This is a genomic window from Ruegeria sp. AM7, from assembly GCF_056535965.1.
On record NZ_JBQFJE010000003.1, the window covers coordinates 71,444 to 85,242 of the forward strand.

Consider the following 13,799-nt stretch of genomic DNA (forward strand, 5'->3'; position numbering starts at 1 on the left):
CTATACCGAAAGCTTAGCTATGAATCGGGCCGTCGCCGCAGGCTAGTGCAGCTTCGCGTACCGCCTCGGAATAGGTCGGATGCGCGTGGCAGGTCAGGGCCAGATCTTCGGCTGAGGCCCCGAATTCCATTGCAACGCAGACCTCGTGGATCAGATCACCTGCTGCGGGGCCGATGATGTGGGCGCCCAGAATGCGGTCGGTCTCTTTGTCGGCCAGAATCTTGACGAACCCATCAGCGGCGAAGTTCGCCTTGGCACGTCCATTGCCCATGAACATGAACTTGCCGAACTTATAGGCGCGACCTGCAGCTTTCAGGGTTTCCTCGGTCTCACCGACATTGGCGACCTCGGGCCAGGTGTAGATGACGCCCGGAATGACTCCATAGTTCACATGGCCATGCTTGCCAGCGACCTGTTCGGCGGCGGCCATGCCCTCATCCTCGGCCTTGTGGGCCAGCATCGGACCTTCGGTCACATCGCCGATGGCATAGATGCCGGGCACGTTGGTCTGCCAGTCGGCCCTGACTTTGATCTGACCGCGCTGGGTCATCTCGACGCCCAAAGCCTCCAGTCCCAGACCATCCGAGAATGGCTTGCGTCCGGTGGCGACCAGCACGGTATCAGCGTCGATTACATGCTCGCTGTCATCTTTGCGCAACTTGTAGGTGACCTTGGCTTTGGTCTTGGAGGCTTCGGTTTTTTGAACCGCCGCGCCCATGACAAATTTCAGACCCTGCTTCTTGAGGATGCGCTGGAAAGTCTTTTGAACCTCGGGGTCCATGCCGGGGGTAATCACGTCGAGGAATTCGATCACCGTCACCTCGGCCCCTAGTCGCTGATAGACCGAGCCCAGTTCCAGCCCGATCACGCCTGCGCCGATTACAACCATCTTTTTCGGAATCTTGCCCAGCGACAGCGCGCCGGTCGATGTCACGACGACCTTTTCATCCACCTCAACCCCGGGCAGCGAGGACGGCTCGGACCCCGAAGCGATGATGATGTTCTTGGCGGTATGAACCTCATCCCCCACTTTGACCTGACCGGCGGCGGGGATAGAGCCCCAGCCTTTCAGCCAGTCGATCTTGTTCTTCTTGAACAGGAACTCGATGCCCTTGGTGTTGCCGTCGATCACTTCATCCTTGTAGGACTGCATCTGCTTCCAGTCGACCGAAGGCGATTTGCCCTTAAGGCCCATCTTGGCAAAATTATGCTCGGCCTCGTGCAGCTGGTGGCTGGCGTGCAGCAGCGCCTTGGACGGGATGCAACCTACGTTCAGGCAGGTGCCGCCCAGCGTGTCTCGCCCTTCGACAACGGCGGTTTTCAGGCCCAGCTGCGCGCAGCGGATGGCACAAACATAGCCGCCGGGGCCGGCTCCGATTACGATGACGTCATAGTTTGCCATTCAAATGGTCCTTTGTTGTTCTATGATGTGGGCGTGCGCCCTGATCCCTTGGCATGTTATTCTAACCTGAGAAACACGGTTAAAACAGCGCCGCAAGCAGCATTGCGACAGTTGCTAAAAAGCCGGCCATCCAGATGATTGTGCGCCACGGTGTCCAACCTAGCGCATAGGCCGGAACATAGAGAACGCGCGCGATCAGAAAAATCCAGGCGGCAGTGGCGGTGAATGAGGTCGATTGTCCGGTCACGGTAATGACAAGGGCGGCTATGGCGAACAGGGTCAGCCCCTCGGTCATGTTGCTGAGCGCGCGGTGCATCCGGCCCGACGCTCCGGGGCGATCAACCTCTGTGTCGCGGGGGCCTATGGCTTTGTTCAGGTCGATCTTGCCGTGGCCGACGGCCAGATATGCGATGAACTGAACGGCCCAAAGCAGAGCGGCCAGGGTTAGAACTGTGGTTTCGGGGGTCATGTCTACCATCCGGTATTCGTTGCAGAGCCTGATCGCGGCAAACTGTGTCAGAGCCGCGCCATTGTGCAGGGCGCGGCAAGTCGCGCCTTAAAGCGCTTGAAGGTAAAGGTAAGCCGTTGCCAGAAACCCTGCCAGCCAGACAGTTGTGCGCAGGAACGGAACGGGGATTGCAAAGGCGTAGATCGGCACAAAGGCGATCCGTGCAAGCAGAAAGATCTGTGCCGCAAACAACGTACCACCGGTAAAGGCGTCCTTGGCTGACAGGATCAAAACTGCAGGGGCGAACAGGGCCATGGCCACAACGGAATTTGCTAGTGTGCGTTCCACTCGTCCGGCAACTCCGGTCAAAGGCGGCATGTCATCGCGCGCGCCACCCAGCGTCATCAGCCCGACCTGAGACATTGCAGTCAGGACATTCAGCAGCACCACAATGATGACTACAAGGCCATAGAGGGCAAGTATCGAAAGCTCGGAAGACATGATGTTTATCCTTTTGTAAATCTCAGTCCGGTCTTGCGATTACCATCCGCCGGGGGTGAAGGCAGGCTGGGTTCACAGGTATGTGCGTGCCCGTGTGCGAGATCGTCCCGCACACGGGCCGATTTGGTGTCAGACAGGCTGCAGCAGTTTCACCTGTATATGGGCAACGCCGCCGCGTTCGTGGTGCATCGCCAATTCCTGCGAATCCAGAAAAGCACGGGCCTTGTCCAGATCGCGCACCTCGAACATGGCGATGGCGTGATCGCGTTGGTCGGGATCGCGCCAGATATGCAGGTCGTGGATCCCTGCCGCCTTGCGCATTGGCTGATCTTCGCGGAACACGGTCAGCCACGCATCGAAATCGGCCACATCGGCCTGCCACAGAACATGGGTTGCCATAATTACAGATCCATCAGCAGGCGGCGCGGATCTTCCAGCGCCTCTTTCACGCGGACAAGGAAGGTCACCGCGCCTTTGCCGTCGACGATCCGGTGGTCATAGGACAGCGCCAGATACATCATTGGGCGGATCACAACCTGACCATTGATCGCCATCGGGCGATCCTGAATCTTGTGCATCCCAAGAATACCCGATTGCGGGGGGTTCAGGATCGGCGAGGACATCAGCGAGCCGTAAACACCACCGTTCGAGATGGTGAAGGTGCCGCCCTGCATTTCAGCCATCGACAGCTTGCCGTCACGGGCGCGTTTGCCTTTCTCGGCTATGGCTTTTTCGATCGCCGCAAAGGACATGCTGTCAGCGTCGCGGATGACCGGAACCACCAGACCGGTCGGCGTACCGGCGGCCACGCCCATATGGACGAAGTTTTTGTAGACAATGTCGGTGCCGTCGATCTCGGCATTCACCTCGGGCACTTCTTTCAGCGCGTGGCAGCAGGCCTTGGTGAAGAAGGACATAAAGCCCAGACGCACGCCGTGCTTCTTCTCGAACTGGTCCTTGTACTGGCTGCGCAGGGCCATCACCTCGGTCATGTCCACCTCGTTATAGGTGGTCAGCATGGCGGCGGTGTTCTGGCTGTCTTTCAGGCGTTTGGCGATGGTCTGACGCAGGCGGGTCATCTTGACCCGTTCCTCGCGCGCGGCATCGTCGGCGGCCACAGGGGCACGCGGCGCCGGGGCCGGAGCGGGAGCCGCAGCAGGCGCAGGGGCCGCCGCGGTTGCCACCGCACGGGCCACGTCCTCTTTCATGATGCGTCCGTCACGACCGGTGCCGGTGACCTGATCCGCCGACAGGCCGGCCTGCGCCATCGCTTTTTCAGCCGAGGGCGCGTTGGACACGTCCTTGCCCGTGGCCGCAGCCGCAGGGGCCGCCGCTGCCGGAGCAGCCGCCGGAGCCGCGACTGCACCCGCACCCGAGATCACGGCCAGCTTGGCCGAGGCGTCCACAGTGGTGCCCTCGGGGGCAGTGATTTCGGCCAGAACACCCGCCGCCGGGGCCGGAACTTCGACCGAAACCTTGTCGGTTTCCAGCTCACACAGCATTTCGTCCTGCACGACGGCGTCGCCCACCTGTTTGAACCATGTGGACACAGTCGCCTCGGTCACGGATTCGCCCAGCGTGGGGACCATCACGTCAACACTGTCGCCTGATGCTGCCGGGGCCGCCGCAGGGGCCGGGGCTGCCGCCGCAGGGGCAGAGGCTGCGCCTTCGCCGGCTGCAATCGTGGCCAGCAGCGCGTCAACACCAACGGTTTCACCTTCGGCGGCGACGATTTCACCCATTACACCTGCAGCCGGGGCGGGGACCTCGACGGTGACCTTGTCGGTCTCTAACTCGCAGAGCATTTCGTCAACGGCGACGGCGTCACCGGGCTTTTTGAACCAGGTGGCAACCGTGGCTTCAGTGACCGACTCGCCCAACGTGGGAACACGAACTTCAATGGACATCATTACTTTCCTTCAATGCTCAGCGCTTCGTTCACCAGCGCTTCTTGTTGGGCTTTGTGTTGGCTGGCCAGACCCGTCGCGGGCGAGGCCGAAGTGGCGCGACCGACATAGCGGGGCCGTGTATGTTTGGCTTTAATCCGGGTTAGAACCCATTCGATGTTGGGTTCGATAAAGGTCCAGGCACCTTGGTTCTTGGGCTCTTCCTGACACCAGACGATCTCGGCGCCCTTGAAACGCTCAAGCTCGTTGATCAGCGAGTGCGCGGGGAAGGGATAATATTGCTCGATCCGCATCAGATAGACGTCGTCGATGCCGCGCGCGTCGCGTTCTTCCAGCAGGTCATAGTAGACTTTGCCCGAACACAGAACGACTCGCTTGATCTTGTCATCCTTGACCAGCTTGGTGTCAGAATTGCCATGCTGCGCGTCATCCCATAGCACCCGGTGGAAGCTGGAGCCGGTGGTGAAATCCGCAGCCGTGCTGACGGCCAGCTTGTGCCGCAACAGCGATTTCGGCGTCACCAGGATCAGCGGTTTGCGGAAGGTCCGGTGCAGCTGACGGCGCAAGATGTGGAAATAGTTCGCAGGCGTCGTACAGTTTGCCACGATCCAGTTGTCCTGACCACACATCTGCAGGAACCGTTCCAGACGCGCTGACGAGTGTTCGGGGCCTTGCCCTTCGAACCCGTGCGGCAGCAGCGTGACCAGGCCGGACATCCGCAGCCATTTGCTTTCGCCCGAGCTGATGAACTGGTCGAACATGATCTGCGCGCCGTTGGCAAAGTCGCCAAACTGCGCTTCCCACAAGGTCAGGGCGTTGGGTTCTGCCAGCGAATAGCCATACTCGAACCCAAGCACCGCGTATTCCGATAGCATCGAGTCGATCACCTCGTATTGTGACTGACCGGCCCGGATGTTGTTCAGCGGATAGTACCGCTCTTCCGTTTCCTGATGGACAAAGCCCGAATGGCGTTGGCTGAAAGTCCCGCGTGTCGCGTCTTGGCCAGACAGACGCACCGGATACCCTTCGGTCAAAAGCGAGCCGAAAGCCAGCGCCTCACCCGTGGCCCAGTCAAAGCCTTTGCCATTGTCGAACATCTGCTTTTTGTGGTCCAAAAGGCGGCCCACTGTTTTGTGCAAAGCAATATCCGCAGGAACATGAGTCAGCGCTTTGCCGACCTCGGCCATAGTTTCTGGCGAGATCGCGGTATCGCCCCTGACATATTCGTCTTTATTCTTGTCCAGATGCGACCATCGCCCATCCAGCCAGTCGGCCTTGTTGGGTTTATAGTCCTTACCGGCCTCGAACTCGTCATTCAGCTGCGCCTGGAAGGCGGCTTTCATATCCTCGATCTCGCCTTCGGGGATCAGGCCGTCTTTGACCAGACGCTCGGTATACAGCGACAGGGTGGTCTTATGCGTCTTGATCTTCTTGTACATGATCGGGTTGGTGAACATGGGCTCGTCGCCCTCGTTGTGACCAAACCGGCGGTAGCAGAAGATGTCGATGACCACATCCTTGTGGAACTTCTGGCGGAACTCGGTCGCGACCTTGGCGGCGTGAACCACCGCCTCAGGGTCGTCACCGTTCACGTGGAAGATCGGTGCCTCAACCATCAGCGCGATATCGGTGGGGTAGGGGCTGGAGCGGCTGAAATGCGGCGCAGTGGTGAACCCGATCTGGTTGTTCACCACGATATGCATGGTGCCGCCGGTTTTGTGACCGCGCAGACCCGACAGGCCAAACCCTTCGGCCACAACGCCCTGACCAGCAAAGGCCGCGTCGCCATGCAGCAGGATGCCCATCACAGCGGTACGCTCGTTGTCTTTCAGCTGGTCCTGCTTGGCGCGGACCTTGCCCAGAACGACGGGGTTCACCGCCTCAAGGTGCGAGGGGTTGGCCGTCAGCGACAGGTGAACGCTGTTGCCATCAAACTCGCGGTCGCTCGAGGCGCCGAGGTGGTATTTTACATCGCCTGAGCCATCCACATCCTCGGGCTTGAAGCTGCCGCCCTGGAATTCGTTGAAGATCGCGCGATAGGGCTTGCGCATCACGTTGGCCAGAATGTTAAGACGGCCCCGGTGCGGCATCCCGATCACAATGTCACGCACACCCAGCGCGCCGCCACGCTTGATGATCTGTTCCATCGCGGGGATCAGAGCCTCACCGCCGTCCAGGCCGAACCGCTTGGTGCCCATGTATTTGACGTGCAGGAATTTCTCGAAGCCCTCGGCCTCGACCATCTTGTTCAGGATGGCTTTGCGTCCTTCCTTGGTGAATGCAATTTCCTTGCCGTAGCCTTCGATCCGTTCCTTCAGCCAAGCAGCCTGTTCTGGATCCGAGATATGCATGTATTGCAGCGCAAAGGTGCCGCAATATGTGCGTTTCACGATATCAACGATCTGCCGCATCGAGGCCATCTGCAGGCCCAGCACGTTGTCGATAAAGATAGGCCGGTCCATGTCGGCCTCGGTAAAGCCATAGGTCTTTGGATCCAGCTCGGGGTGGTTGGTTGCGGCGCGCATCCCCAGCGGGTCGAGATCGGCGGCCAGATGGCCCCGAATCCGATAGGCCCGGATCAGCATCAACGCCCGCAGGCTGTCCAGCACCGCGCGCTTGATCTGGTCTTCGCTGACCTCAACGCCCTTGGCTGCCGCCTTGTCTTTGATCTTTTTGCCCGCCGCCTTGGCGTCAATCTCGGCCCACTCGCCCGTGAGCGCCCCGGTCAGATCATCCGCCGGCATCGGCGGCCAGTCGGTGCGCGCCCAGGATGGCCCCTCGGCCTCGCGCTGCACATCCGGCGAGGCATCGCCCATGGCGCGAAAGAACTCGGCCCAGGCCGCATCAACCGCATTCGGGTCGCGCGTGTATTGGGCGTACAGCTGCTCCAGGTATTCTGCGTTGTGCCCCTGCATGAAGCTTGAGGCATGAAAGGCGGAGTTGGGCGAGTGCTCGGTCATTGGGTTACCTCATATGGGTTGGGACCGTATTTGTTGGTGCCTGGCTGGCTGGGGCGGGTCAGCCACCACAGCACCAGAAGCGGCGAGATCATCAGAATTAGAAGGGTGGGTATAACAATCAGTAAAGTCGCGCGGGTGAACAGAATGTTCAAACCTCCGCCATGCTGGAACTGGTCGGAGAGGCCGATACCAAAGATCAGAACCGCAATGGCCCCGCCCATCAGCAGCAGCGGCAGCAGAGCGAACAGCCCGCTGCGCCCGCTGTCGTGCATACGCCGCCATGCGACCGCGAGATGCGGGAAGAAGACGATCAGGCTGACAATGCTCTGCACCGGTTGACTCGATGTGGCAGCGACGGATTTCGTCGTTTCGGTCTCGGTCGTGGCGACTTGCGTGAAAAACTTAAGGTCGATGAAGCCCGCGATGAGGCTCCAGATCACGATGAACAGGAAAAAGAACCAGTATTCAGGCCGCGAGGCACGACCAGAGAACGTGAAGAACTTGGAGAAACAGGTGCGGATGGCGTCAGAGAAGGTCATGGGGTTACCTCACTGAGACTTAGTGGGAGAGATGCTGATGACTGCCGGTGGCAGAGCATCGAAGATTTGCGGATCGAATGTTCTTCTGGACTCGGGTAGCTCGATTGTCGTCGACGAATAGAGCGTTCTGAGTGCCGGTTCGTCCAGATTGGCGGCAAAGATATTTGCGTTGCCCAGCGTTCCAAACAACGCTGTCACGCCGTCCCGGTTGCTCTTTGGCATGTCCTCAGGCCATTTTTCTGCAAAACTGTCGAACTGTGTTACGGTGTCAAGGATGGTGCTGGGTCCCGCCATGATGCAGTAACCCTTACCCAGGCTTACGCCGAGAACTGCCAGTTGGTACTCGCCTTTGCTATATGCGGGCTGGTTCGGAGGCAGCGCAGAGTTGCCAAGGATTGAGGCGGCCTTGAAATCAGCATTTACAATCAAATAACCAAGCTGCGTGCCAAGGTCGTCGCTATTTGCCATTCGCTCGAGGGCTTCATCGCCAAAGATTGCGAAGTCCCGCGCAAACAACGACCAGAACAGCACGTTCAAACTCGTTTGCGGTGTTTCAGCAGCTTGCCAGCCGAGATTTTTCAACTCGTCATTAACCGCCGCAACGTTGTTTCCTAAGTCAGAACACAGGCTCAATACATTGCGGACGGTTTCCGGTTCGCCGGATGCATATATGGGGTTGCACAGAGTGCTTAGCGCGACGAATACTGCACCCGCCCGGCGGCAACGCCGGGCAGTGCCCGACCCTCCCCCCGGGAGGGCGCTTGCAGCACCCACCCAGGGTCGGGCGCTGCCCTCAGCGCCTGTGGAGAGTCGGTTTGTCATCAGCCAATCGCTTCCAGCACGGCTTCACCCAGCGTCGCGGGGCTTTCTGCCACAACGATACCGGCCGAGCGCATGGCTTCGATCTTGTCCTCGGCACCGCCTTTGCCACCGGCGACGATCGCGCCTGCGTGGCCCATGCGGCGGCCCGGAGGGGCTGTACGGCCAGCAATGAAGCCCGCAACCGGCTTTTTGCGGCCCTTCTTGGCCTCATCCGCCAGGAACTGTGCGGCTTCTTCTTCGGCCGAGCCACCGATCTCACCGATCATGATGATCGAGTGGGTCTCGTCATCCGCCAGGAACCATTCCAGCACGTCGATATGCTCGGTGCCTTTGATCGGGTCGCCGCCGATGCCCACACAGGTGGACTGGCCCAGACCCACATCGGTGGTCTGCTTGACGGCCTCATAGGTCAGAGTGCCCGAACGAGACACAACGCCGACCGAACCGCGCTTGTGGATGTGGCCGGGCATGATGCCGATCTTGCAGGCGTCGGGCGTGATGACACCGGGGCAGTTCGGGCCGATCAGGCGCGATTTCGAGCCCTCCAGAGCGCGTTTCACCTTCATCATGTCCAGAACCGGGATGCCTTCGGTGATGCAGACGATCACTTCCATCTCGGCGTCAATCGCCTCAAGGATCGAGTCGGCCGCGAAGGGCGGCGGAACATAGATCACCGAGGCATTGGCTTCGGTCACATGCTTGGCCTCGTGGACCGAGTTGAACACGGGCAGGTCAAGATGCGTCATCCCGCCTTTGCCGGGGGTCACGCCGCCGACCATCTTGGTGCCATAGGCGATGGCCTGTTCAGAATGGAATGTGCCCTGCGAGCCGGTAAAGCCCTGACAGATCACTTTGGTATTTTCGTCGATGAGGACTGCCATTTTAGGAGTCTCCTGTTTTCGGGGTGTCGCTTAGTTACCGATCACCGCGTTTGATGCTGAAAGCCATGACATTTGAGTAATTGCCAACACGGTGGTTTCCGTCAAATCGCATCGGCACGCCATTGGCGACGAAAGAAATCTGCCCACCGTTGGTTGATGGTTCGTATCCCGCGTTTTTCAACGCAGAAATCCAAGCCGCGCCAATGACGTTAAAATCATCGGTTTCGTTGGAATACTCAGCTTCACAACCAATACCCTTTTGGAAGTTCAAGGTGGTTTTGTCTCCCAGCAGAACACTCCCCTCTTTGCCTCGGAAGTTTACTCCGGATTTGGTTATTGGTTTGTAGTTCTCGTATCCCAAGGCTACCAGTTTTGAGTAGTTTCCATTTTGACCCAGCGCAGTTGAAACACAGTCCGGAATGGCCGCGGTCGGCAACGGCAGGTTGCGCGCCGTTTGTTCGGCTCTTTCTTCCGGCGTCAATGGTTCAGTACATGCATTCAAAGCCAACAAAGTGATCGCTGCTGCGATAAGTTTTAGTTTCATTGGACGTTCATTGAGCTCTTTGGTTTAGCGAAGACGAATTCAAAGTGAATGTTTGACTGATGATGGAATTCATCAACCCTTAACCGCCTTCACGATCTTCTCGGCACCGTCTTTCAGGTTGTCCGCCGCGATTACGTCCAGGCCAGAGGTGTTGATGATCTCTTTGCCTTTCTCGACATTGGTGCCTTCCAGACGCACGACCAGTGGAACCTGCAGGCCGACCTCTTTCACCGCGGCAACTACGCCCTCGGCGATGACGTCACAGCGCATGATGCCGCCGAAGATGTTGACCAGAATGCCTTTGACGTTCGGGTCCGAGGTGATGATCTTGAACGCTTCGGTCACTTTCTCTTTAGTGGCACCGCCACCCACGTCGAGGAAGTTGGCAGGCTCGGCCCCGTACAGCTTGATGATGTCCATCGTCGCCATCGCCAGACCGGCACCGTTGACCATGCAGCCGATCTCACCATCCAGCGCGATGTAGTTCAGGTCGTATTTTGAGGCTTCGAGCTCCTTGGGGTCTTCTTCGGTCTCGTCGCGCAGCTCGGCGATGTCGGGGTGGCGGTAAACCGCGTTGCCGTCAAAGCCCAGCTTGGCGTCCAGCACCTTGAGGTCGCCGCCTTCGGCCACGATCAGCGGGTTGATCTCCAGCATCTCCATGTCCTTCTCGACGAAGGCCTGATACAGCTGACCCATCAGCTTGACGCATTGCTTGACCTGCGCGCCTTCCAGACCCAGCGAGAAGGCGATGCGGCGGCCGTGATAAGCCTGATAGCCGGTCACAGGGTCCACCGAGAAGGACAGGATTTTCTCGGGCGTGGACTCGGCCACTTCTTCGATATCCATGCCGCCTTCGGTCGAGCAGACAAACGAGATGCGGCTGGTCTGGCGATCCACCAGCAGGGCCAGATACAGCTCACGCTCGATGCCGGACCCGGCTTCGATATAGATGCGGTTGACCTGTTTGCCTGCAGGGCCGGTCTGATGCGTGACCAGCGTGCGGCCCAGCATCTTTTTGGCCTCTTCGGCGGCTTCTTCGACCGATTTGGTCAGACGCACACCGCCTTTTTCGCCGGCGTCAGCCTCTTTAAAGGAACCTTTGCCGCGGCCACCCGCGTGGATCTGGGCTTTGACAACCCACAGGGGGCCGTCCAGTTCACCGGCTGCGGTTTTGGCTTCCTCGGCGCGCAGAACCGCGCGACCTTCGGAGACCGGAGCGCCATAGCTGCGAAGAAGAGCCTTGGCTTGGTATTCGTGAATATTCATCGAAATTGTCCCGTCTGACTACGATTAGATCGTTATAGGGGTGTCTGGGGGACAAGTTTAAAGGTTTTTTTGCTGCTGACGCAGTTTTTAGCAAAGATTTTCAGCATTTGTGATCACAGTATTTTCTGGTGTGATCACAAACTTTGTAGGCGGTGTTTGTTGATTCGATATCTGGATGCGCATGGTCATTGGTGCCAACAAATAAAGGATTTGCGACGTTTGCGCCAACATTGGCGACACGTCCAGCATCAGCCTTGATTGCAAAAGAAAACCGGCCCAAAGAGGACCGGTTTTTTTGAATTTTGTGCTGTGGAAGGATCAGGCCAGAGAGCTGTCGATACCCTTGCACGCTTCGATCAGGCCCTTCACAGCGTTGACCGAGTTGTCGAAACCGGCTTGCTCTTCTTCGTTGAGCTTGATGTCGACAACACGCTCGATGCCGCCTGCGCCGATCACGGTGGGGACGCCGACATACATGCCATCTACGCCCAGCTCGCCATTGCAATAGGCGGCACAGGGCAGAACGCGCTTCTGGTCTTTCAGATAGGCTTCGGCCATTTCGATCGCCGAGGTGGCCGGAGCATAGAAGGCCGAGCCGGTTTTCAGCAGGCCAACGATTTCGGCACCGCCGTCACGGGTGCGCTGAACGATGGCGTCCAGTTTCTCCTGCGTGGTCCAGCCCATCTCGACCAGATCGGGCAGCGGGATACCGGCAACGGTCGAGTAACGCACCGACGGCACCATGGTGTCGCCGTGGCCGCCCAGAACGAACGCGGTGACGTCGCGCATCGAGACGTTGAACTCTTCCGACAGGAAATGGGCAAAACGCCCCGAGTCCAGAACGCCGGCCATGCCGCACACCTTGTTATGGGGCAGGCCCGAGAATTCGCGCAGCGCCCAAACCATCGCGTCCAGCGGGTTGGTGATGCAGATGACGAATGCGTCGGGCGCGTTGGCGGCGATGCCTTCACCCACGGATTTCATAACTTTCAGGTTGATGCCCAGCAGGTCGTCGCGGCTCATGCCCGGTTTACGGGGAACACCTGCTGTAACGATGCAGACGTCGGCGCCTGCGATGTCTTCGTAGGACTGGGTGCCCTTCAGCTTGGCGTCGAACCCTTCGGAGGGGCCGGATTCTGCGATGTCCAGCGCCTTACCTTCGGGGGTGCCTTCGGCGATGTCGAACAGGACGACGTCACCCAGTTCTTTCATTGCAGCGAGGTGGGCGAGCGTGCCGCCGATCTGACCTGCGCCGATCAGCGCGATCTTGGGTCTGGCCATGTGGAAAATCTCCGATGGGGTTAGAAATCGCGGTTGTGCTAGTCGGTAAAACGGATTTGTGCAAGGGTTGTGCTGCGTGGCATACAACCGCATACCGTATTTGTGCCGTCCGAGGGGCGCGATTCCTGAAGTATTCGGAAGACTAAATGTTCGAACTGGACCTGATGTTTTTTGCCGTGGCGATCCCGGCCGTGATCTTCGCCGGCATTTCCAAGGGCGGGTTCGGGTCGGGCGTGGCCTTCGCGTCTTCGTCGATTCTGGCGCTTATCCTGACGCCGGGACAGGCGCTGGCGCTGATGCTGCCGATCCTGATGGTGATCGACGTCGCCACGCTGAAACCCTATTGGAAACGCTGGAGCTGGCCGGATTCGCGCCTGCTGATCTTTGGCGCTGTGCCTGGTATCGCGCTGGGCGCGTGGCTGTATCGCGTGACAGATGACGATTTGCTGCGTCTGCTGATCGGGGGGATCTCGGTCGGGTTTGTGGTCTGGCATGTGGCGCAAAGCAAGGGCTGGATTCGCGGCTTTGCCAACCGTTTGCCGCCCTCGGCGGGGCTGTTTGCGGGGCTGGTGGCCGGCTTCACCAGCTTTGTCAGCCATGCCGGCGGCCCGCCCGCAGCCGTTTACCTTCTGTCACAACGCCTGACGAAGACCGAGTTTCAGGCCAGCACCGTGCTGGTTTTCTGGGTCATCAACGCAGCGAAATTCGTGCCCTTCGCCTATCTGGGCCTGTTCACATGGCACACGGCGCTGGCGGATTTGCTGCTTGCCCCATTCGCCATTATTGGCGCGTGGCTGGGCGTCCGGGCGCATTTCATGCTGTCCGAGCGCCTGTTCTTTGGCATCGCCTACGTCCTGCTGACCCTAACGGGCAGCAAACTGATCTGGGACGCGCTGACCTAGACGTTGGGCGGCAACGCCTCGGCCATGTCCTCATAAGACTGACCGGACGCGATCAGACAGGTCATCCCGTCCGGCATCGTAACCGTGATCGTCCAACTGCCGCTTGTGTCCGAGGCGTAGACCTCCATCACCGCACCTCGGCGCGCGATGCCGATGCCCTGACGGGTCTCGCCATAGGTTTCGGTCAATCGCTTGACCACGTCTTCGCGCGGACCGCAAGTTCGGGCCTGTACCTGCTGGGCGGCCAGAACCATGATTCCCAGCCCCATTGTCATCTTGAACAGCGTCTTCTTCATCCTTGCACCCTTTCGGTTCCATCTGTCCCAAAGAGTGCGGATCAGGCACC

General features: G+C 59.2%; 14 protein-coding genes. 1 reads left to right on the top strand and 13 read right to left on the bottom strand.

Annotation, left to right across the window (positions count from 1 at the left end):
• Positions 1-13: 13 nt before the first annotated feature.
• The 12 genes from lpdA to mdh form a co-directional block, all read right to left on the bottom strand.
• Positions 14-1,402, bottom strand: coding sequence for a dihydrolipoyl dehydrogenase (lpdA, locus tag ACR3EG_RS04020; protein ID WP_480483102.1), 1,389 nt, complete (start codon positions 1,400-1,402; stop codon positions 14-16).
• A gap of 79 nt (positions 1,403-1,481) precedes the next feature.
• On the bottom strand, positions 1,482-1,871 hold the full coding sequence (locus ACR3EG_RS04025; protein WP_170353531.1) for an MAPEG family protein: 390 nt from the start codon (positions 1,869-1,871) through the stop codon (positions 1,482-1,484).
• A gap of 87 nt (positions 1,872-1,958) precedes the next feature.
• Complete coding sequence (locus tag ACR3EG_RS04030; protein ID WP_480483104.1) at positions 1,959-2,351, bottom strand: MAPEG family protein; 393 nt, start codon at positions 2,349-2,351, stop codon at positions 1,959-1,961.
• Between the two features lie 129 nt (positions 2,352-2,480).
• A complete protein-coding gene (locus ACR3EG_RS04035) occupies positions 2,481-2,750 on the bottom strand; it encodes a hypothetical protein (protein WP_480483106.1) in 270 nt (89 codons plus the stop codon).
• Between the two features lie 2 nt (positions 2,751-2,752).
• Positions 2,753-4,258: a 2-oxoglutarate dehydrogenase complex dihydrolipoyllysine-residue succinyltransferase gene (odhB, locus tag ACR3EG_RS04040; protein ID WP_480483108.1), complete on the bottom strand. Its 1,506-nt coding sequence runs from the start codon at positions 4,256-4,258 to the stop codon at positions 2,753-2,755.
• 2 nt (positions 4,259-4,260) lie between these two features.
• The gene (locus ACR3EG_RS04045) at positions 4,261-7,218 is read right to left on the bottom strand and encodes a 2-oxoglutarate dehydrogenase E1 component (RefSeq protein ID WP_480483109.1); all 2,958 of its coding nucleotides are present in this window, start codon (positions 7,216-7,218) and stop codon (positions 4,261-4,263) included.
• Positions 7,215-7,757 (bottom strand): DUF805 domain-containing protein, encoded by a 543-nt coding sequence (locus ACR3EG_RS04050; protein WP_480483111.1) that lies wholly within the window; start codon positions 7,755-7,757, stop codon positions 7,215-7,217. Before ACR3EG_RS04050 ends, ACR3EG_RS04045 begins: the two co-directional genes overlap by 4 nt.
• Before the next feature lie 9 nt (positions 7,758-7,766).
• The gene (locus ACR3EG_RS04055; protein WP_480483113.1) at positions 7,767-8,390 is read right to left on the bottom strand and encodes a hypothetical protein; all 624 of its coding nucleotides are present in this window, start codon (positions 8,388-8,390) and stop codon (positions 7,767-7,769) included.
• Positions 8,391-8,578: 188 nt separating this feature from the next.
• The gene (sucD, locus tag ACR3EG_RS04060; RefSeq protein WP_170353524.1) at positions 8,579-9,460 is read right to left on the bottom strand and encodes a succinate--CoA ligase subunit alpha; all 882 of its coding nucleotides are present in this window, start codon (positions 9,458-9,460) and stop codon (positions 8,579-8,581) included.
• A gap of 34 nt (positions 9,461-9,494) precedes the next feature.
• Positions 9,495-10,004 (bottom strand): hypothetical protein, encoded by a 510-nt coding sequence (locus ACR3EG_RS04065; protein WP_480483115.1) that lies wholly within the window; start codon positions 10,002-10,004, stop codon positions 9,495-9,497.
• Between the two features lie 72 nt (positions 10,005-10,076).
• Positions 10,077-11,270: an ADP-forming succinate--CoA ligase subunit beta gene (gene sucC, locus ACR3EG_RS04070; RefSeq protein ID WP_480483117.1), complete on the bottom strand. Its 1,194-nt coding sequence runs from the start codon at positions 11,268-11,270 to the stop codon at positions 10,077-10,079.
• Positions 11,271-11,588: 318 nt separating this feature from the next.
• The gene (gene mdh, locus ACR3EG_RS04075) at positions 11,589-12,551 is read right to left on the bottom strand and encodes a malate dehydrogenase (RefSeq protein ID WP_170353522.1); all 963 of its coding nucleotides are present in this window, start codon (positions 12,549-12,551) and stop codon (positions 11,589-11,591) included.
• 146 nt (positions 12,552-12,697) lie between these two features.
• On the opposite strand from mdh, the gene ACR3EG_RS04080 reads away from it, so the two are divergent.
• Positions 12,698-13,453, top strand: a complete 756-nt coding sequence (locus ACR3EG_RS04080; RefSeq protein ID WP_480483119.1) for a sulfite exporter TauE/SafE family protein — start codon at positions 12,698-12,700, stop codon at positions 13,451-13,453.
• Here the strand turns inward: ACR3EG_RS04080 and ACR3EG_RS04085 are convergent.
• Complete coding sequence (locus ACR3EG_RS04085) at positions 13,450-13,749, bottom strand: hypothetical protein (protein ID WP_480483121.1); 300 nt, start codon at positions 13,747-13,749, stop codon at positions 13,450-13,452. The two genes, ACR3EG_RS04080 and ACR3EG_RS04085, sit on opposite strands and share 4 nt — an antisense overlap.
• Positions 13,750-13,799 lie beyond the last annotated feature (50 nt).

What these genes read in the sequence shown, in the direction of transcription:
- ACR3EG_RS04085 (WP_480483121.1), bottom strand. Translation starts at nt 13,749, where the DNA reads ATGAAGAAGACGCTGTTCAAGATGACAATGGGGCTGGGAATCATGGTT.
- mdh (WP_170353522.1), bottom strand. Translation starts at nt 12,551, where the DNA reads ATGGCCAGACCCAAGATCGCGCTGATCGGCGCAGGTCAGATCGGCGGC.
- lpdA (WP_480483102.1), bottom strand. Translation starts at nt 1,402, where the DNA reads ATGGCAAACTATGACGTCATCGTAATCGGAGCCGGCCCCGGCGGCTAT.
- ACR3EG_RS04080 (WP_480483119.1), top strand. Translation starts at nt 12,698, where the DNA reads ATGTTCGAACTGGACCTGATGTTTTTTGCCGTGGCGATCCCGGCCGTG.
- sucD (WP_170353524.1), bottom strand. Translation starts at nt 9,460, where the DNA reads ATGGCAGTCCTCATCGACGAAAATACCAAAGTGATCTGTCAGGGCTTT.
- ACR3EG_RS04045 (WP_480483109.1), bottom strand. Translation starts at nt 7,218, where the DNA reads ATGACCGAGCACTCGCCCAACTCCGCCTTTCATGCCTCAAGCTTCATG.
- ACR3EG_RS04025 (WP_170353531.1), bottom strand. Translation starts at nt 1,871, where the DNA reads ATGACCCCCGAAACCACAGTTCTAACCCTGGCCGCTCTGCTTTGGGCC.
- ACR3EG_RS04050 (WP_480483111.1), bottom strand. Translation starts at nt 7,757, where the DNA reads ATGACCTTCTCTGACGCCATCCGCACCTGTTTCTCCAAGTTCTTCACG.
- sucC (WP_480483117.1), bottom strand. Translation starts at nt 11,270, where the DNA reads ATGAATATTCACGAATACCAAGCCAAGGCTCTTCTTCGCAGCTATGGC.
- odhB (WP_480483108.1), bottom strand. Translation starts at nt 4,258, where the DNA reads ATGTCCATTGAAGTTCGTGTTCCCACGTTGGGCGAGTCGGTCACTGAA.
- ACR3EG_RS04065 (WP_480483115.1), bottom strand. Translation starts at nt 10,004, where the DNA reads ATGAAACTAAAACTTATCGCAGCAGCGATCACTTTGTTGGCTTTGAAT.
- ACR3EG_RS04030 (WP_480483104.1), bottom strand. Translation starts at nt 2,351, where the DNA reads ATGTCTTCCGAGCTTTCGATACTTGCCCTCTATGGCCTTGTAGTCATC.
- ACR3EG_RS04035 (WP_480483106.1), bottom strand. Translation starts at nt 2,750, where the DNA reads ATGGCAACCCATGTTCTGTGGCAGGCCGATGTGGCCGATTTCGATGCG.